18 protein-coding genes and 1 riboswitch are annotated in these 19,342 nt (G+C 28.6%); of the genes, 16 read left to right on the top strand and 2 right to left on the bottom strand.

Going from position 1 to position 19,342, the window contains the following annotated elements:
* The first annotated feature begins 434 nt into the window (after positions 1–434).
* The 9 genes from ACTG44_RS18990 (at position 435) to ACTG44_RS18950 (ending at position 10,160) form a co-directional block, all read left to right on the top strand.
* Positions 435–1,598: an SIS domain-containing protein gene (locus ACTG44_RS18990; RefSeq protein ID WP_479917748.1), complete on the top strand. Its 1,164-nt coding sequence runs from the start codon at positions 435–437 to the stop codon at positions 1,596–1,598.
* A gap of 47 nt (positions 1,599–1,645) precedes the next feature.
* On the top strand, positions 1,646–2,497 hold the full coding sequence (gene gatY / locus ACTG44_RS18985) for a tagatose-bisphosphate aldolase subunit GatY (protein WP_479921031.1): 852 nt from the start codon (positions 1,646–1,648) through the stop codon (positions 2,495–2,497).
* Between the two features lie 334 nt (positions 2,498–2,831).
* Entirely contained in the window at positions 2,832–4,733 is a 1,902-nt protein-coding gene (locus ACTG44_RS18980) for a BglG family transcription antiterminator (protein WP_479921030.1), read from the top strand.
* A gap of 2 nt (positions 4,734–4,735) precedes the next feature.
* Entirely contained in the window at positions 4,736–5,779 is a 1,044-nt protein-coding gene (ypdE, locus tag ACTG44_RS18975; protein ID WP_479921029.1) for an aminopeptidase, read from the top strand.
* 14 nt (positions 5,780–5,793) lie between these two features.
* Entirely contained in the window at positions 5,794–6,099 is a 306-nt protein-coding gene (locus ACTG44_RS18970; protein WP_021386337.1) for a PTS sugar transporter subunit IIA, read from the top strand.
* Between the two features lie 99 nt (positions 6,100–6,198).
* Positions 6,199–6,534, top strand: coding sequence for a PTS sugar transporter subunit IIB (locus ACTG44_RS18965; protein ID WP_021386367.1), 336 nt, complete (start codon positions 6,199–6,201; stop codon positions 6,532–6,534).
* Positions 6,535–6,565: 31 nt separating this feature from the next.
* Positions 6,566–7,888, top strand: a complete 1,323-nt coding sequence (locus ACTG44_RS18960) for a PTS sugar transporter subunit IIC (RefSeq protein WP_021386355.1) — start codon at positions 6,566–6,568, stop codon at positions 7,886–7,888.
* 9 nt (positions 7,889–7,897) lie between these two features.
* The gene (locus ACTG44_RS18955) at positions 7,898–8,968 is read left to right on the top strand and encodes an aminopeptidase P family protein (RefSeq protein WP_479919559.1); all 1,071 of its coding nucleotides are present in this window, start codon (positions 7,898–7,900) and stop codon (positions 8,966–8,968) included.
* 4 nt (positions 8,969–8,972) lie between these two features.
* Complete coding sequence (locus ACTG44_RS18950) at positions 8,973–10,160, top strand: MalY/PatB family protein (RefSeq protein ID WP_479919558.1); 1,188 nt, start codon at positions 8,973–8,975, stop codon at positions 10,158–10,160.
* A 188-nt stretch (positions 10,161–10,348) separates the two neighbouring features.
* On the opposite strand, the gene ACTG44_RS18945 is transcribed toward ACTG44_RS18950, so the two are convergent.
* Together ACTG44_RS18945 and ACTG44_RS18940 are read right to left on the bottom strand one after the other, a co-directional pair.
* Positions 10,349–11,221 carry an aldose 1-epimerase family protein gene (locus tag ACTG44_RS18945; RefSeq protein ID WP_479919557.1) on the bottom strand — a complete coding sequence of 291 codons (873 nt, stop codon included), beginning with the start codon at positions 11,219–11,221 and terminating at the stop codon, positions 10,349–10,351.
* A gap of 393 nt (positions 11,222–11,614) precedes the next feature.
* On the bottom strand, positions 11,615–11,806 hold the full coding sequence (locus ACTG44_RS18940) for a hypothetical protein (RefSeq protein WP_003425777.1): 192 nt from the start codon (positions 11,804–11,806) through the stop codon (positions 11,615–11,617).
* 219 nt (positions 11,807–12,025) lie between these two features.
* Here ACTG44_RS18940 and cobT point away from each other — a divergent pair, with 219 nt between their 5' ends.
* The 7 genes from cobT to cbiB all read left to right on the top strand — a co-directional run bounded on the left by cobT (position 12,026) and on the right by cbiB (position 19,335).
* On the top strand, positions 12,026–13,072 hold the full coding sequence (gene cobT, locus ACTG44_RS18935; RefSeq protein ID WP_479921028.1) for a nicotinate-nucleotide--dimethylbenzimidazole phosphoribosyltransferase: 1,047 nt from the start codon (positions 12,026–12,028) through the stop codon (positions 13,070–13,072).
* A gap of 32 nt (positions 13,073–13,104) precedes the next feature.
* On the top strand, positions 13,105–13,665 hold the full coding sequence (gene cobU / locus ACTG44_RS18930) for a bifunctional adenosylcobinamide kinase/adenosylcobinamide-phosphate guanylyltransferase (protein WP_021386356.1): 561 nt from the start codon (positions 13,105–13,107) through the stop codon (positions 13,663–13,665).
* Between the two features lie 9 nt (positions 13,666–13,674).
* Positions 13,675–14,448 carry an adenosylcobinamide-GDP ribazoletransferase gene (cobS, locus tag ACTG44_RS18925; RefSeq protein ID WP_021386345.1) on the top strand — a complete coding sequence of 258 codons (774 nt, stop codon included), beginning with the start codon at positions 13,675–13,677 and terminating at the stop codon, positions 14,446–14,448.
* Positions 14,449–14,468: 20 nt separating this feature from the next.
* Entirely contained in the window at positions 14,469–15,083 is a 615-nt protein-coding gene (locus ACTG44_RS18920; RefSeq protein ID WP_479921027.1) for a histidine phosphatase family protein, read from the top strand.
* Between the two features lie 55 nt (positions 15,084–15,138).
* Positions 15,139–15,317: riboswitch (cobalamin riboswitch) on the top strand.
* A 115-nt stretch (positions 15,318–15,432) separates the two neighbouring features.
* Positions 15,433–16,950, top strand: a complete 1,518-nt coding sequence (locus tag ACTG44_RS18915) for a cobyric acid synthase (protein WP_479921026.1) — start codon at positions 15,433–15,435, stop codon at positions 16,948–16,950.
* Positions 16,951–16,986: 36 nt separating this feature from the next.
* On the top strand, positions 16,987–18,363 hold the full coding sequence (locus ACTG44_RS18910; protein ID WP_021386354.1) for a cobyrinic acid a,c-diamide synthase CobB: 1,377 nt from the start codon (positions 16,987–16,989) through the stop codon (positions 18,361–18,363).
* Complete coding sequence (cbiB, locus tag ACTG44_RS18905) at positions 18,364–19,335, top strand: adenosylcobinamide-phosphate synthase CbiB (RefSeq protein ID WP_479921025.1); 972 nt, start codon at positions 18,364–18,366, stop codon at positions 19,333–19,335. It begins immediately after the preceding gene.
* The last annotated feature ends 7 nt before the right edge of the window (positions 19,336–19,342 follow it).

The following is a 19,342-nucleotide window of genomic DNA, read 5'->3' as shown; positions in this document are numbered from 1 at the left end:
AATTTGTAAACTTTGTGTCAAAAAAATAAATCTGAAGTTTATGCAGGTAAATCAATGGTCAAATAAAGATAATTGATAAAGTAATTTTAAAAAATGTATATAAAATTGACTGACATAAATATTTTATGTATTGACAAAAAATTCAAATTAATTTATATTTGGATTAGTGGTAATAACCACTTTGTTTAAATAAATTTTTATCATAAAATAAAAATACCAAAACGTCTATAATATAATTCTAATAAATTTTTTAATATAAACTAAAAATAAATTATGAAAATAATCAAAATGTATAGAGTGTATTTAAAAATTAGTTTTAGTAGTAATAAAAAGTCCAAGTAAAAAATATAAAAAGATATATTTTTTTTACATTTAAAAGTGGTTATAACCTCATTACCAAAAATAAATGTTATAAGTATGAAAGGGGAATAAAAATGTTTAAACTAGAAGAACAAAAACTAAAAGATTTAGGTGCAATAATAACGACTAATGAAATAAAACAACAACCTGAACTATGGTTAGAAACTTATGAAATATATAAATCCAACAAAGAAAGATTAAGTAGATTTATAGACACAATAAGTAATAATCATGGGCAGTTTAGAGTTATATTTACAGGTGCTGGAACTTCAGCTTATGTAGGCAACTCAATACTTCCGTATCTTAAAAATAAAAATGACATAAGAAAATACATATTTGAAACAATACCTACTACAGATATAGTTTCTAATCCATATGATTACTTAAAAAAAGATGTGCCAACGTTATTAGTTTCATTTGCAAGAAGTGGAAATAGCCCTGAAAGTTTGGCTGCTCTAAATTTGGGGAATCAGGTTGTAGATAATTTTTATCATTTAGCTATAACTTGTAACCCAGAAGGAGAACTGGCTAAAATGACTAAAAATGATGAAAATAATTACTTATTATTAATGCCATCAAAATCAAATGATAAAGGTTTTGCTATGACAGGAAGTTTTTCATGTATGATGTTATCTGCTATGTTGATATTTGATAGTTTAGAAGAGGATATAGAAAAGTCATATATACATGCAATAATTGAGATGGGAAAAAATGTTATAGATAGAAAAGATGAAATACATGAGTTAATAAATAAAGATTTTGATAGAGTTGTATACTTAGGCTCAGGGGGATTAGGTGGTTTGACACAAGAAGCACAACTAAAACTTTTAGAACTTACAGCAGGGAAAATAGCTACAGTATATGATTCTCCTATGGGATTTAGACATGGCCCAAAATCATTTATTGATGAAAAGACACTTGTCTTTGAATTTGTATCTAATTGTTCATATACACGAAAATATGACTTAGATGTTTTAGAGGAAATAAAAAGAGATAAACTTGCTAAACTTGCTTGCTCAGTATCAGTAGAAGATGAAAATAATTTCTCAGGAACAAAGTTTGAATTTGAAGGAAAGTACAATAAATTACCAGATGTGTATCTTGCAATGCCATACATATTATTTGCACAAACTATAGCATTATTTGTATCTATAAAAGTTGAAAATAAGCCAGACACACCGTCAGCTACGGGAACAGTAAATAGAGTAGTAAAAGGTGTAACAATATATGAATACTAAAAGCATTTGTTAAAATATTATAATTAAATAATTTGGGGGGTATCAATGTGGCATTAGTAACAACAACATCTATGCTTAAAAAGGCACAAGATGAAGAGTATGCAGTAGGAGCATTTAATGTGGAAAATATGGAAATGGTAATTGCTGTTATAGAAGCTGCTGAGGAGTTAAATTCTCCAGTTATATTACAAACTACTCCGTCAACTGTAAAGTATGCAGGGCTTGATTATTATCTAGCAAACGCAAAGGTTGCTGCAGAAAGAGTAAATATACCTGTGGCAATGCATCTAGACCATGGCTCAAGTTTCGACCTTGCAATGAAAGCTTTAAGGGATGGATATACATCAATAATGATAGATGGTTCTCATGAAAGTTTTGAAAATAATATATCTCTATCTAAATCAGTAGTGGAAGCATGTAACCCGTCTCTTATACCAGTTGAAGCAGAACTTGGAAAAGTTGGAGGGAAAGAAGATGATTTAGATGGTGGAGACAATAATGATTATACAAATCCAAAAGAGGCAAAAGAGTTTGTCGATAGAACAGGGGTATCTTCATTAGCTATAGCTATAGGTACAGCGCATGGGCTGTATAAAGGTAAACCTAAAATAGATTTAGACAGACTATCAGAAATTAAAAAGGTAGTTTCAATACCTTTAGTATTACATGGAGGTTCAGGAATACGTGATGATATTATAAAAGAGGCTATAAAAAGAGGGATTACAAAAGTTAACTATGCAACTGAATTAAGAATTGCATATAGTAATGGAGTTAAAAAAGTTTTAAGTGAAGATTCTGAAGTTATAGACCCTAAAAAATATGGATTAGCAGGACTTCAATCAGTAAAGGACTTTGTAAAAGAAAAGATTAAAGTATGTGGGTCTGTAAATAAAGCATAAAAAATAAAATATCCTAAATTTATTTTAGATAAGTTTAGGATATTTGTTATATGAAAAATTTATTTCATTTATAGCTATAATGGTGTATTTTTTTCATTTAATTGATGAAAAATATCAGCTTTTATTGGTAAAGTATTACATATATAATTAAAATATAATAAAAATTGAACTATATATTTTATTATTATGAAATATATATCTTAAATTTTAGTGCTAAAATATACTAGGATATAAACTTCGATAAATACAAATAAAGAGTTTAATTTTTATAAGAAAATATTTTTGTTTATAATACTACTTTGAAAAATATAATAATACTGGGGGAGGTGGTGATATGAGAGAACGCATTATTCTTGAAACATTGAAAAATAGTAGTGGTTATCTAAATATAGATTATTTTGCAGATAAGTTAGGGGTATCTACTCGAACTATCAGAAATGAAATAAAAAAGATAGAAACTATAAAAGAATGTAATGGTTTCAAATTAGAATATAAGTCTAAATTAGGATATATTCTAAATATTAAAGACCAAGATAAATTCGAGCATTACCTAAAAAACTTACCCTCAGACTTAGTTGAAAATCCAGAACAACGGTTGGAGTCTATAATAGTAGAACTTTTAATAAATGAAGGTTATAAAACTATAGAGCAGTTAAGTAAAAAATTTTTAGTCAGTTCATCTCAAATAAAAAATGATTTGAAAAAGGTAGATGAAAAGATAAAAGATACAGAATTAAAATTAGAAAGAAAGGCTCATTATGGAATCAAAATAGAAGGCTCTGTAAAAGAAATTCAAAGTATATTAGTGGAGAGTTATTTTAAAGGTAATAGAAATATAACAGAGTATAGAAATAAGTTTATAGATAATTTTAAATTAGATAATATCAGAAGTACAATAAAAAATGTCCTTAATGAACATAACTTAGAAGTTAACTTAACAGAGCTTGAGGAAATATTAGCACAAATTATTATATTGTATATAAGAGTTAGTATGAGAGTGGTGAGAGATATTAATGATTTAGACTTATATACAGAAGATTTAATTATAGATGATTTATTAGATAAAATTTTTAAAGATAAAAAATATAACCTTACTCATGACGAAAAGTATTACTTAAAACAACTTATAAAACTAAGGACTAAAGATAAGAAAGCCACTATAAAGAATATAGATAAAAATAAACTTCAAGATATAATGTATGAATTTTTTAGAGATATAGATAAAAAGTATGACTCTAATTTTTTGGAGGATAAAGAGTTTCTTAACTTATTTTATTTACATATTGCATGTTTAATAGAACGCATAAAGAAGAATCACAAGATAATAAATCCTTTTTCAGTTAAGATAAGTCAACAGTATCCAACTGTTTTTAATTTATCTATTCAATTTTCAAAAATTATAGAAAATGAGTATCATATAAAAATAAGTCAAGATGAAATAGGTTTTATAGCAACTCACATTGCTGTTCCTTTTGAAAAAAGAGAAGAGGCTAATTTTAATAAAAAATATAAGATAGCAATAATATGCTCTTCTGGCGGAGGTAGCGCATTTTTGATAAATTTAAGACTTAAAGAAATCTTTCCAAATGCTGATATAAAAAACTTTTCATTACTAGAAGAAAAGGATGTAGTAGAATTTGCACCAGATTTGATTTTTTCAATAACAAATCTTTTATTTGAAATAAATACTCCAGTTATTCTTATAAATGAAATTTTAGACGAACTAGATTATTTGGATATTAAAGAAAGTATTAGATTTGCAGAACATATAGGAAATATATCAAGTCCAAAACAATACATATTAGGTCTGTTTGATAAGAATCATTTTAGATGTATAAAAGATAAATTCAAATATAAGGATATCCTTGATAGCATGTCACAATGCATAGTTGATGAAGGCGCTTGTTCTCCGACCTATCCTAAAGATGTGTGGGAAAGAGAGAGTTATTTGAGCACTATTTATACAAATGGTGTAGCGATACCTCATCCAATTGAAATGACAGGTAATAAAAATATTATATCAGTGGCCTTGATACAAACTGATATTAGTTATGAAAATAGAGTGCCAAAGATTATTTTCATGATTTCATTAATAAAGGGAAATCTAGAACTTCATAAACAGATATCTAAGTATCTAAGTAAGATTATGACAGATAAGGATATGGTAGATATGCTAAATAAGTCGCAATCCTATGAAGAGTTTATGTATAAGTTAAAAATCTACCTGGGAGGTTAGACATGAATATAGAGTTTTTTAAGAGATTATCAGAAGCAGATGGTATAGCATCTAATGAAGAGGAGGTTAGGCAAGTTTTATTAAAAGAATTAAGAGATTATAGTGATAGAGTTATATGTGATGGGCTAGGGAGTATAATTTTTTCTAAGATAAAAGATGAAAATGCACCAAATGTAATGATTTGTGCTCATATGGATGAAGTTGGATTTATGGTGAGAAGTATAGATAAACTTGGTATGATTCACCTAATAACAATAGGAGGGGTAAAACCTCTTGCACAGTTTGTCCAAAAAATTAGAATTACAACAAGAGAAGGAAAAAAAATACCTGCTATCATAAATGCCACATATAATAATGGCAAAGCTGAAAATATATATGCAGATATTGGAGCATATACAGAAGAAGAGGTATACAATTTAGGGATTCATGTTGGGGATATGGTGACCTATACAACAAACTTTGAGGAATTTGCTCTGTCAGACCGATTAGTGGGAAAAGCTTTTGATGATAGAATAGGATGCTTTGTGATGGGTGAGGTTTTAAAAGAGTTAGAGAAGAAAAATCTAAGCTGTAATATTCACTTTGCAGCTACAAGTAGTGAAGAGGTTGGAATAAGGGGTGCAAAGACAGCAACACAGTTAATAAATCCTGATATAGTATTTGTGATAGATGTAGCATGTGCTAAGAACGAGTTTGTAAGAGACTATACAAATCAGAAACAAATTGATAAAGGTATAATGCTAATGCATAGAGACAGGACTCTAGTCCCTAGTAGAAAAATGATAGATTATGTAATGGAAATTGCTGATGAAAACAACATACTACTTCAACACGATATGTTTGAATCAGGTGGAACTGATGGGGGGGAAGCACATCTTGTAAATGAAGGGAAACCTTGTGTAGTAACTTGTGTACCAGTCAGATATGGTCATTGTGCATTTTCGATAGTAAGTAATAAAGATTTAGATGCCATTATAAGATTATATACACAGTTAATTTTAAATTTTGATGAAGAAAAATATAAACATATAAGAAATTTTATTTAAAGGAGAAAAAGAAAATGTCAACAGAAGTGCAAATAATGGAGCTTATATCAACTGCAGGAGAAAGTAAATCAAAAGCTTTCGAAGCTTTAAAAAAAGTTAAGGCAAAAGATTTTAAAGGAGCAAAATTGTTAATAGAGGAGGCTCGTAAAATAGATATTGAAGCTCACAGAATACAGACAGAATTAATAACTCAAGATTTAAATGAAGATGTTGAAAGTCCAGCAATGAGTCTTTTAATGGTACATGCCCAAGACCACTACATGACTTCTCAACTAGCGAAAGATTTGATAGAGGCTTTGATAGATTGTTTTGATAAGTAGTTGAAGTGTATAAATAAATTATTTACATAAATTTTCTTTTAGAAAGTTTTAAATACTTTCAAGAGATAATAAAAAATACAAATTTTAGGAGGAATTATTATGAAAATATTATTATGTTGTGCAGGTGGATTTTCTACTAATATGCTAATGCAAAATATGAAGAAGGTAGTAAAAGAAAGTACTAAACTTAATGAAAAAGATTTTGAATTTACAGCTATACCAGCAGATTCAATAGAAAGTGAGGTTGATGATTGGGATATAGTACTTATAGGTCCTCAAATAGCTCACAAAATAGATTTTTTAAAAGGAATATTAGAGCCTAAAAATAAACCTTTTGCAGTAATAGATAAAGATGTTTATGGAAAAATGGATGGAGCTACAGTTATGAAGTTAGCATTAATAACTTATAAGAAACATCAATTAGCTCAAGGATAATAAGAATATTGAGGGAAAAGGGGGATTAAATATGTTTTCAAAATTTGAAGCGTTTATGAATAGAGTATTTATGCCTTTAGCTCACAAGGTTGACAATCAGCGTCACCTTGGTTCTATAAAGGCTGGTATGGTAGCTATGACACCATTCACAATATTAGGAAGTATATTTGCAATACTTCCAGCACTTCCAAACATGCTTGGAGAAAATAACTCAATAAGCAAATTCATATTGAATAATGCAGCAATACTGGACTTGCCAGTAAGTCTTTCCATAGGTTTGATAGGATTATATGCTTGTATGTGTATTGCTTTTAATCTAGGTAATTATTATAAATTATATATACCAGGTTGTGTTGCATTATCAACTTTTTCTTTTCTATTCCTAGTAGCATCATTCACACCAGATGGTGCATTAGAAATAGGAAACTTAGGAGCTAAAGGGCTATTTACGGGGATGATAGCAGGGCTTGGTTCTGTAGAGTTATATAATTTCTGTAGTAAGAAGAATATTACAATAAAAATGCCAGAAAATGTACCTGATTTTGTATCTAGGTCTTTTGAGTTAATACCAACTACTATAATAGTTTGTGGTACTTTTATAGTTGCTCGTTTTATTTCATTAAAAGTGTTTGGAGAATTACCTCCACAGATACTTACTCAATTTTTATCTCCATTAGTAGGAAGTATGGATAATCCATGGTCAGTTCTTGCTCTTAATTTTGCAATATGCACCATATTCTTTTTTGGAATACATTCATCAGTATTTAGCCCTATAACTAGACCTATAATGATTACATTTATAGCTGAAAATATAGCAGCTATGCAAGCTGGTGAAACAATACCTCATTTCTTTACAGCAGGAGCTTCAAGTGCATTCTTTGGATTTACAGGTTGTGGAATTAGTATAGGTTGTGTAATCGCATGTATGTTGTCAAAAAATTCATCTTATAAAAAAATTGGACGTGTATCATTATTCCCTGCATTATTTGGAATAAATGAACCAATATTATTTGGTGCACCTATAATATTAAATCCAATAATGTTTATACCACATGTATTTGGTGGAGCTATAATAGGTACATTACCAATGTTTTTTATGCACTGGGGATGGTTAGCAAAACCAGTATTTGACCCTCCATATGTAGGAGTGTTCTTAGAAGGTTTTTTAACTAATGGAGATTGGCATTCTATATTAGCAAATGCATTACAATTAGTATTAGCAATCTTGTTATATTGGCCATTCTTTAAAATAATGGAACGTCAACAAAATAATAAAAAACAAAAAGAAGAAACAAAGAACATATTCTCTAAAGAAGAAGAAGACCTATTAGATGATTTAGGTCTGGATTTCTAATATTTTGTTATGAATAATACAATAGAGAGACTAGTAGATTTAATCTATAAAAGAGGTGTTGACGCTCTTTTGATTAAGTCCAAAAATACTAAAAAATATATAGGAGCATTATCAGGTAGCGGTGTGTATGTACTTGTTACTAAAGATAAAAAGTACCAAATTCTAGATGGTAGATATACTGATGAAGCAGATAAAAAAACGAGTGGTTTCATAAAAAGAGTTGTATCTCAAGGTTCTTATATACCAAATATAATCGAATTATTAAGAGAATTGAATATAGGAAAGCTAGCAATAGAAAATCAGGCTATGAGTATACAAGAGTATATTTTGCTAAAAAATGCAGGTTTTGAAATCAGTTTAATAACCAATGAATTATGGAAATTAAGGGCTATAAAATCTAAAGTAGAAATTGAACTTATTAAAAAGGCATGTGAGATTACAGATGAAGTATTTAGTGAGGTTATTTCTGAGATTAAAAAAGGTATAACCGAACTAGAAGTATCAGCTCTAATTCAGTATCATGCATTGAAAAAAGGTGCAAGTGGAATGTCTTTTGAAACAATAGTGGTATCAGGAGAAAGAGGAGCAATGCCACATGGAAGACCTACAAACAAAAAACTGAGAACGAATGAGGCTATAACAATAGATTTTGGTGTTGTTTATCAAGGGTATCAATCGGATATGACTCGTACAATATCTATAGGTAAACCTCCTGAAATTATTCAAGAGATATATGATGTGGTATTAGAAGCACAATTATCTGCAATAGAGTCAATAAAAGAAGGCGTTAAGGCCAGTGATGTTGACAAAGTAGCTAGAGAAATTATAGATAAACATGGATTTGGTGAGTATTTTAATCATGGTCTGGGTCATGGTATAGGTCTTGGAGATGGAGAGGTTCCTACCCTAAATCCAAATAGTGATGATATATTAACAGAGGGAATGGTAATGTCTTGTGAGCCAGGAATCTACATTCCAAATATAGGGGGAGTTAGGATAGAAGATGACATTGCTATAATAGGTGGAAAAGGTGTCTCACTCAATAAGACATCTAAAGATTTTATGATATTAGGAGAATAAAATTATGAAATATAATTTTGACAAAGTATTAAATCGTAAAGAGGGGAATTGTAGGAAATGGAGCAACCATGTAATTAAAGAAAAGTTTGACTTAAATGAAGATGCAATTCCTATGGATTTAGCTGATATTGATTTTGAATGTGCTCCTACCATAAAAGAAGCTATCTTAAAAAGAGCCTCAGTAGGAGATTATAGTTATACTTTTATAGGAGATGACTTCTATGATGCTGTTATAAATTGGAACAAAAGACGATTTGATATATATGTAGAGAAAGAATGGATAAAGTTAACTTTTGGTACTGTTTCAACTCTTCATTATATAGTCCAAGCATACACTAAAGAAGGAGATGGTGTATTGATAAATACACCTGCCTATGACCCTTTTGCAGAAGCTGTAGTAAATAATAATAGAAAGTTATGCTGTAGTTCATTAAAATTAGATAATAATAGATATTATTTAGATTTAGAAGATATAGAAAAGCGAATGAAATACGAAAATATAAAATTATTTATATTCTGTAGTCCACAAAATCCATCAGGTCGTATATGGACAAAGGAAGAACTGTATAAAGTGTCAGAGTTATGCTTAAAGTATAATGTACTTTTGGTAAGTGATGAAATTCATAGGGATGTAGTATTTAAAGGTCATAGATTTGTGTCTTTATGGAATTCTCATCCAGAAATTTATAAAAATAGCATAATCTGTGTATCTCCTAATAAAGGATTCAACTTAGGAGGATTAAAAACATCTTATGTACTAATAAGAGATTTAAAAGTTAGAGAAATTTTGTTAGAAAGACTAAAAAGTAACTCAATAACTTCTCCAAATGTATTTGCAATACCAGCAATTGTTGCGGCATATAATGAAAGTGAAAAATGGTTAGATGAAATGACCAATTATGTAGAAAATAATTTTCAAATAGTCTATGAGTTTTTTGAGACATATATACCAAAAGCTAAGGTTATGAAATCAGACTCTTCTTTTCTAGCTTGGATAGATGTGAGAGAAGTATTTAGAAATGAAGAAGAATCGAAAGAGTTTTTTAGACATGCAAATTTAACTATGGTAGTTGGAAGTTACTTTGTAAAAGATGGAGAGGGGTTTATCCGTCTTAATATAGGGTGTCCTAAAGAAACATTAAATGAGGCTCTAAATAGAATTAAAAAAACGTATATAAGTATGTATTGTTAAGCCATAAAAAATAAGATATTTATAGGCTTATGTAAAAACATATTATTTAGTTATCAAATATTACTGGAATTTTGTATTCCAGTAATATTTTTTGATTAAGGAATATTAAATAATACCACTTCATATTATTATACTAACTTATATTAACATATTTTATAACTTTGGTAACACATGTAACTGACTCTTATTTAATGTATATTTATACTGTAAGAAGCAGTAAAAACTTTTCCCTTACTAAGTTTATTAATGAATTTCTTGTCTTTATAAATTTTATTGGAATACATACTATCAGCAAGACCATACCAAGGTTCTATACATAAAAATGGAGCAGTAGAATTAGACTCACTATAATAAGGAGTCCAAATACCAACTAGAGGGAAATCTAACATAGATAGAGTTATATATTTGCTACCATCATTATTACATATAGATACTTCATCTATATTGGTGTATATCAAGGCATCATTCTTGAACAGTTCCGGATTTAACTGTAAGTTTTTTAAATCACCAATAAATGTTATATCATCAGTAAAAGAACCATTTAAATTGATTTTTTCCACATCATTTCTTCTTTTAAATTCAAGATGATATTTAGAAAAACCATTTTGTTCAAAAAAAGGAATATTAAATGCAGGATGTCCACCTATAGAAAAGAATATATCTTTAGAGTCAGTATTTTTTACAATCCACTCTATATTTATACTGTCATTGTTTAATGTATAATTTATAATTAGTTCAAAAGAGTATGGATACTTTTTTAAGGTAGATTCATTGTCTATTAACTTATAAGATATGAATGTATCTCCTTTGTCTACAATTTCAAATTCCATATCTCTAGCAAATCCATGCTGAGTCATGCTGTATAGATTTTCTTCTATTATAGTTTCATTATCAAAAAGTTTACCTACTATAGGAAATAATATAGGTGATTGTCTACCCCAATATTTCTTATTGCCATTCCAAAGAATGTCTTTGTTATATTCTTTAGAAAATATTTTAGTGAGTTCAGCACCAGAACTGTTTGATTCTATAATTAACTTTTCATTTTGTAAGATATTCATTTAAAATCTCCTTTATTATATTTTATGAGTATATTATACTATAAAGTATAAGGATTATTAAATTTTATTTGATATTATATTTGAAAGGTAGATTTTAGTATATTTTGAAAATTTTGTTTTGAAAATTTGGGATTATTTAAGAAATTTTGTATTATAAATAGAAGGAAATAGATAAATTGTATAGAATAAAATATATTAAGATAAGTTAATAATGTTAAATGGGAAGTGAGTTTATGGAGAAACCAAATACAAAAGTTGTTAACTTTCAAGAGTATAAGGACAGAAAAAATGAAAGAGAAGTAAACCGAGACGAACTTTTAAAGCTTATAAAAAAAATTGTGACTTCAAAATAGGGAGTTGTTAAACTCCCTATTTTAATGGGTTTCATAGTGATTAAGACATTCTAAGTCCATCTATATAATCTTTGAATTGTGAGAAATCTGATTCGCTACTCAACTCTATAGTTTCTGAACCTTCCGTATAAAAATTCTTAAGGTAGATAGTATAATTATTATCTACACAGTCATGATAAATACATCTATATCCATCTTCATATAAATTTTTTAATTTAGAAAAATCATCCACAATATCATCTCCTTAAAGTTCTTTTAAATATATTTTTACAAAAACCATCGGATTGTATGCAAATTCATAATGTAAAATAAAGGAAATACAGATAAAATGTAGAATAATTTTTGTATATATGTAAAAATAAAAATAAAAAGTTGAAATTTTTAGAAAATAAGAGTATTTTTTATCTAAAAAGATAATTTAAAAAACAAAAAAATGTTGGGAGGATAGAAAATGAGTTTATTAGAAAGTATATCAAAAAATATATATTCTTTAGATAATTCTTCTATTGAAAAAACAAAGCAGAGATTGGACAGGCTTATACATCCAACTGGAAGCTTAGGGAAAATAGAAGATATTTGTATGCAATTATCAGGAATATTTGGCAATGAAAATTTTGATACAAGTAAAAAAGTTATAATAGCTTTTGCTGGAGACCATGGTGTATATGAAGAAGGAGTAGCACCTGACCCTCAAAACATAACAAAACTACAATTTCCAAATTTCTCAAAAGGTCTGTGTGGAGTGGGAGTAATAAGTAAATTTGTAGGGGCAGATGTTGTAGCTGTAGATGTAGGAATAAACTGTGATGAAAAACTAGATGGAGTATTAGATTATAAGATTAGAAAAGGAACATCAAATATGGCGAAAGGGCCAGCTATGAGTAAGCAAGAGGCTATTAGATGCTTAGAGATAGGAATTGAAATAGCAGAACAGTGTATAGAAAAAGATTATAAGCTTATTGGTATTGGAGAGATGGGTATAGCAAACACTACTCCAAGTACAGCAATAATATCTGTGATTTCAGGATGTGACCCATTAGAAGTTACTGGTATAGGTGCAGGTCTTAAAAAAGAAAGACTAAAACATAAGGCTGAAGTAATTAGAAAGGCTATTGAGATTAATAATCCAAATCCAACTGATGGAGTAGATATTTTATCTAAAGTAGGAGGATTTGAAATAGGTTCAATGGCAGGTGTTATATTAGGATGTAGTGCTAATAGAATTCCAGTAGTAATAGATGGATTTATTTCTTATGCAGCAGCATTGATTGCATATAAGATAAATCCAAAAACTAGAGAATATATGATAGCATCTCACTCGTCAGCAGAATCAGGGACTAAAAGAGCCTTAGATATATTGAAATTAGACCCTTTACTAAATATGGACATGAGGTTAGGTGAAGGAAGTGGAGCTGCTTTAGCATTTAATATAATAGAAGCTTCAAATTATACTTATAAGAATATGGCAACTTTCGATGAAATTGACATGGGAAGATAAGACATAAAAATTTAATATATAGGAGTGTTTTGATGAGTGAAATTATTCTGGTAACAGGAGGAGCTAGGTCAGGAAAGAGTAACTTTGCAGAAAAACTATGTTTGAACAGGAATAATAATACAGCTTATATAGCAACTTCTATTCCATTTGATGATGAAATGAAAGATAGAGTAAAAAAACATCAAGAGAATAGACCTAGAAATTGGAATACATATGAAATATATGAAGATATATATTCCATAATTAGACAGCTATACAAAGAACATGAAACTGTTATACTAGATTGTGTGACATTATTAGTAAATAATCTAATGTTTAAACACAATCTAAATATAGAAGAGTCTACTCAAGAAGAAATAAACAAATTGGAAGAGTACATAAAAGAACAAGTTAGAAAACTTATTGAAGAAATAGAAAAAACAAATCTATACTTTGTGTTTGTGACAAATGAATTAGGTATGGGAATTGTTCCTGGGAATAAACTTAGTAGGATATATGCCGATATTGTAGGTCGTATAAATCAATACATAGCATCAAAAAGTAATGAAGTTTATTTTGTAGTTAGTGGAATACCCATGAAAATAAAGGAGTAGTATGTATCTATGAAAAGATTTATTTTAATACTACAGTTTTTAACAAGGATACCTATAAAATTAAATGTAGGATTTGATGATGAATTTTATAAATCAATAGTATATTTTCCACTTGTAGGTTTTGTCATTGGCATATTAACCTACTTAGTAGGATGGATTTCTATACTATTATTTGAGCCATTTATAGCTTCTATAATAATAACTTTAGCTGGTGTTTTAATTACTGGAGGTCTCCATATAGATGGATTAGGAGATACATTTGATGCAATATACAGTTATAGAGATAAAGAAAAAATGCTTGAAATAATGAAAGATTCAAGATTGGGCACAAATTCACTTTTAGCAATTATGTTTGTACTTTTATTAAAGGTTGGATTCATATACAATATAATAAGTAATAACTCATTATGGATTATAATATTTATGCCAATGATTGCAAGATTAGGAGTAATGTTATTGACATATAAAACTGTGACACCAAGAGAAAAAGGAATGGGAAATTTATTTATAGGCAAATTGACTACAAGTATGTTAATGACAGCTATAATATACACATTTTTAATAGTTATTCTTATTACTAAATTTATATTCTTATTACCTAATATAGTATTGATTAAAATATTAGGTTCAGCTATAGTAGTTTTTATATTTATAATATTATTCAAAAAACATATTTATAAAAAGATTGATGGAGTAACAGGAGATATATTAGGTTGTGGAATAGAACTTTCAGAACTTTTATATTTGATTTATATATATTTGTTAATTTTTATGTTTTTTTAAAACTAAAAAGTGGTGATAATATGATAAGATTAATATTAATAAGACATGCATTGACAAATGATAATAAAAAAGGAAGATTATCAGGTCACATAAATAGTTGTATTAGTGAAGAAGGTAAATTGCAAATAAATAAAATTACTAAATATCTAAGTCATGAAAATATAGACAGAATTTACACGACGCCATCTTCACGTACTAAGGATACAATAGAAAAAATATCAAGATTAAAGTTAATAGAAATAGAAGAAAAAGAAACTCTAAGAGAAATTAGTTTTGGAGACTTTGAAGGAATAACTTTTGAGGAAATTAAAGTCAAATATCCCAAAGAATTCGAAAAAATGATAGAAGAAGGTAACAACTATAGATATCCAAGTGGAGAAAGTCTTATAGACTCTTATAAAAGAGTGGCAAAAGAGATTGATAATATAATTTTAGAAAATGATAGTCATTCAGATATAAAAACAATACTTATATGTTCTCATGCAGGAACAATAAGAAATATAATAACACATTTGATTTCTGGTAGTTATAAATATCATTGGAACTTTAAAATTGATAATTCATCTATTACGGTTTTAGAAGTTAATAGTGGATTTACTGTAGTAGATAAAATGAATTTTACAGATTTTATATAATTTAATTGAAATTAAGTATTATAATATATGTCTGTAAGAATATCAATGAAAATAGAATATTAGATTAAAATTAGGTTCTTAATTATATGTTAAAAGGGAAAAAGGTTAGATGCCTTTGCAGCCCCCGCTACTGTGAAACCAACGAAACTATAAATACCACTGTCAATTTGATGGGAAGGTTATAGAAGTAGGATGAAGTTAAGCCAGGATACCTGCCTAATTTAATTTAAAACAAGAGGTCTTCGGGGTGAAAGATTTTTAATTAATACGTATAAAAGTCCTATCTTTAGAAGCATTAGGACTTTTTTTATTTGTGTTTTAGTAAATTTTAACAAGGAGGGGTTAGAAAGTGGGGAAAAAAATAATGCTACAAGGAACAGCATCAAATGTAGGTAAAAGTATCTTAGTAGCAGGGCTGTGTAGAATATTTAAACAAGATGGTTATACGGTTGCTCCTTTTAAATCTCAGAATATGGCTTTAAATTCTTTTATAACTAAAGAAGGATTAGAAATGGGAAGAGCACAAGTGTTTCAAGCCGAAGCGGCGAAAATAGAGCCAATAGCTGATATGAATCCGGTTTTATTAAAACCTTCTGGAAATAACAAAAGTCAAGTTATTGTAAGAGGGAAGGTTATAGGGGAAATGCCATCTTCTCAATATCATGATTATAAACTGGAATTGGTAGATGTATTGAAGGATACCTTTGATAGCTTGAATTCAACCTATGATATTGTGGTTATGGAAGGTGCAGGTAGTAATGCAGAGATAAATTTAAAAGATAGAGATATCTCTAATATGGGTATGGCAGAAATAGCGGATGCACCTGTAATAATAGTTGGAGATATTGATAGAGGTGGAGTATTTGCATCACTGGTAGGAACAATGCTTTTATTAAGTGAAGATGAGAAAAAAAGAGTAAAAGGAGTAATAATTAATAAATTTAGAGGCAAAAAAGAGCTTTTACAAGATGGAGTAAAGATGTTAGAGGACATCATAAAAGTACCAGTTATAGGTGTAGTTCCTTATACAGATATAAAAATAGAAGATGAAGATAGTGTGACTACTAGATTCAAGAAAAAAATGAATAAAAGCGATATACACATAGAAATAATTAGAACTCCACATATGTCTAACTTTACAGACTTCAATATATTTGAGACGCAAGAAGATGTAAGTATTAGGTATGTAGATTATGGGGAATCTTTAGGAAATCCCGATATGGTAATAATACCTGGAACTAAAAGTACTATAGATGATTTAACATATATAAGAAAAAGTGGTCTTGAGTCACAAATTAAAAATTTATATAGTCAGGGTAAATTGATATTTGGTATATGTGGTGGATATCAAATGCTAGGTAAAAAATTAAAAGACCCTTACCATGTTGAAAGTGAAATTGAAGAAGTTGATGGTATAGGTCTCTTAGATACAGAAACAATATTTGAGAAAGAAAAAACTACAACACAGGTAGAAGCTACTATTGTTGAATGTACTGGTGAATATATGAATGGCCTTAAAGGTAAGAAAGTCAAAGGTTATGAAATCCATATGGGTATTACAAATCGAGGTAATGGTGTAAGAAGCTTGGACCTGATAACAAAAAAACTGGATGAAGAAGTGAATTATACTGAAGGAAGCATAAATAAAGATGGGAATGTAATCGGAACCTATCTTCATGGAATTTTCGATGAAATAAGTTTTACAAGGAAAATTTTAAATAATATAAGAATGAAAAAAGGTCTACAAGAATTAGAAAGCAAGGTAAACTCTTTTGATGAATTTAAAGATAAAGAATATGATAAATTGGCTGATTTTTTGAGAGAGCATTTAGATATAGAAAAAATATATGAGATTATGAAATATTAATGATTCTGTATTTATAATTTAGGTAGGAGGTGTATTATGAAAAAAATTTTAATTGCAGGTACTAGTAGTGGAGTAGGTAAGACAACAATATCATTAGGGATAATGCAAGCTTTAGTCAAGAGAAATATGAAAGTACAGCCATATAAAGTAGGGCCAGATTATATAGACCCTTCATACCACACTTTTATAACTGGAAGACATTCCAGAAATCTAGATTCTTATATGTTAGATGACGAAAAAATAAAGTATATAGTAAATAAGTCCTCAAAGGATGCAGAGATTTCAGTAATAGAAGGTGTTATGGGGTTGTATGATGGTTTTGGAATAGATTTAGATAACTGTACAAGTTCACATACTTCGAAAGTGTTAAAATCACCTGTTATATTAGTTATAAATGGAAAATCTATGGCAGCATCTAGTGCTGCTATGGTACTAGGATATAAGGAATTAGATAAAGATGTAAATATAAAAGGTGTCATAGTAAATAATGTTAAGACTAATAGCCATTATCAAATAATTAAGAGTTCTATAGAGAAATATTGTAATGTTGAAGTATTGGGATATTTTCCTCCAAATAATAAATTTTCTTTAGAATCTAGACATTTAGGATTGGTTCCTAGTGTAGAGATGAAATCTCTAAGAGAAAAATTTTATACTTTAGCTGATGAAATTGAAAGTTATATAGATATTGATAGAATAATCGAAATCTCGGAAAGTGATGAGTTTGAGAGTGATTTCGATTTTCAAACTTTGATAGAAAATAATGGAATAAAAAAGCATGTTAATAATAAATCAATAGCTATAGCATATGATAAGGCATTCAATTTTTATTATAGAGAAAATATAGAGCTTTTAGAAGAACTTGGATTAGAAGTAAATTATTTTAGTCCTCTTGAAGATACATCAGTGCCAACTTCAGATTATATTTATATTGGAGGAGGTTTTCCAGAAATATTTGGAAAAGAACTAGAAGCAAATGAGTCAATGAGAACCTCTATATTAGAAGCACATAATAACAATATACCTATTTATGCAGAATGTGGAGGACTGATGTACCTAGGTGAGAAACTATTGAATCAAGAAGAACAAGAATTTAATATGGTTGGTATATTTAGTGGAATTAGTAAGATGACATCTTCTTTAAAGAGATTTGGATACTGTATTGGTGTAGCTAAAGAAAATACTCTTTTATCTAAAAAGGGAGAGACGATTAAAGGACATGAGTTTCATCATTCAATATTTGAGAGTGATGAGAAGTGTGCATATTCGATGAAAAAAGAAAGAGATGGAAATATAGTAGAAGAATGGGATGGTGGTTATAGTAAAGGAAACACTTTAGCTACATATCTTCATACTCATTTTTATAATAATTTAAATTGTATAGAAAATTTTTTGAATAAAGGAAATAAGTAAATGAATATTTTATCTATTTATATAGGGTATGTGACAGATTTAATTGTAGGAGACCCATATTCTTTTCCTCATCCAGTGAGGTTTATTGGTAAGCTTATAAATTTTACTCAAGGTATAATAAGGAAGGTTTTTAAGAGTGATAAACAATTAAAATTTGGCGGATTTATATTATGGTTTATCACTGTTGGAATAACGTATTTAATAACCTATGCTATAGTGAAGTTATTTAGTTTTAATGTAGTATTGAGTGTTGCAGTAAATAGTTTTCTAATTTATACAATACTAGCTACAAAATGTTTAAAAGATGAAGCATTAAAAATTTATAATGTATTAAAAACTGGAGATATAGAGAAATCTAGAACTCAGTTATCTTATATAGTAGGTAGAGATACTACTAATTTAAGTGAGTCTGAGATAATAAGGGCGACTGTAGAAACTGTTGCAGAAAATACTGTAGATGGTATAATTGCACCTATGTTTTATGCATTTATTGGAGGAGCACCACTTGCTATGGCGTATAAAGCTATAAATACATTAGATTCAACTGTTGGATATAAAAATGAGAAATATAAAGATATTGGTTTTGCTTCTGCTAAGATTGATGATATAGCCAATTATATACCAGCTAGAATATCTGTTATTCTTATGACAATTGGCAGTTTCTTTTTACGTTACAACTATAGAAATTGTTTTAAAATATCCATTAGAGATAGAAAGAATCATAAAAGTCCAAATTGTGCTTTTTCAGAGGGGGCAGTGTCTGGTGCTTTAGGAATACAACTGGGAGGTACCAATTTTTATTTTGGAGAAAAAGTATATAAGCCAACAATAGGGGATAAGCTTAGGGAGATAGATAAAGAGGATATAATTAAAACGAATAAAATTATGTATGCATCTTCCTTTGTATCTATATTAGTATTTACACTAGTATATATGTTATGTAGGGCGATTTTAATTAACTTAATTATATAAATTATGG

Source organism: Clostridioides sp. LIBA-2809 (assembly GCF_056688965.1).
This window is presented reverse-complemented; position numbering and strand designations above follow the sequence as displayed.

Coding starts and splice junctions, on each gene's coding strand:
- ACTG44_RS18990 (WP_479917748.1), top strand. CDS start 435: ATGTTTAAACTAGAAGAACAAAAACTAAAAGATTTAGGTGCAATAATA.
- ACTG44_RS18980 (WP_479921030.1), top strand. CDS start 2,832: ATGAGAGAACGCATTATTCTTGAAACATTGAAAAATAGTAGTGGTTAT.
- ypdE (WP_479921029.1), top strand. CDS start 4,736: ATGAATATAGAGTTTTTTAAGAGATTATCAGAAGCAGATGGTATAGCA.
- ACTG44_RS18970 (WP_021386337.1), top strand. CDS start 5,794: ATGTCAACAGAAGTGCAAATAATGGAGCTTATATCAACTGCAGGAGAA.
- ACTG44_RS18965 (WP_021386367.1), top strand. CDS start 6,199: ATGAAAATATTATTATGTTGTGCAGGTGGATTTTCTACTAATATGCTA.
- ACTG44_RS18960 (WP_021386355.1), top strand. CDS start 6,566: ATGTTTTCAAAATTTGAAGCGTTTATGAATAGAGTATTTATGCCTTTA.
- ACTG44_RS18955 (WP_479919559.1), top strand. CDS start 7,898: ATGAATAATACAATAGAGAGACTAGTAGATTTAATCTATAAAAGAGGT.
- ACTG44_RS18950 (WP_479919558.1), top strand. CDS start 8,973: ATGAAATATAATTTTGACAAAGTATTAAATCGTAAAGAGGGGAATTGT.
- ACTG44_RS18945 (WP_479919557.1), bottom strand. CDS start 11,221: ATGAATATCTTACAAAATGAAAAGTTAATTATAGAATCAAACAGTTCT.
- cobT (WP_479921028.1), top strand. CDS start 12,026: ATGAGTTTATTAGAAAGTATATCAAAAAATATATATTCTTTAGATAAT.
- cobU (WP_021386356.1), top strand. CDS start 13,105: ATGAGTGAAATTATTCTGGTAACAGGAGGAGCTAGGTCAGGAAAGAGT.
- cobS (WP_021386345.1), top strand. CDS start 13,675: ATGAAAAGATTTATTTTAATACTACAGTTTTTAACAAGGATACCTATA.
- ACTG44_RS18920 (WP_479921027.1), top strand. CDS start 14,469: ATGATAAGATTAATATTAATAAGACATGCATTGACAAATGATAATAAA.
- ACTG44_RS18910 (WP_021386354.1), top strand. CDS start 16,987: ATGAAAAAAATTTTAATTGCAGGTACTAGTAGTGGAGTAGGTAAGACA.
- cbiB (WP_479921025.1), top strand. CDS start 18,364: ATGAATATTTTATCTATTTATATAGGGTATGTGACAGATTTAATTGTA.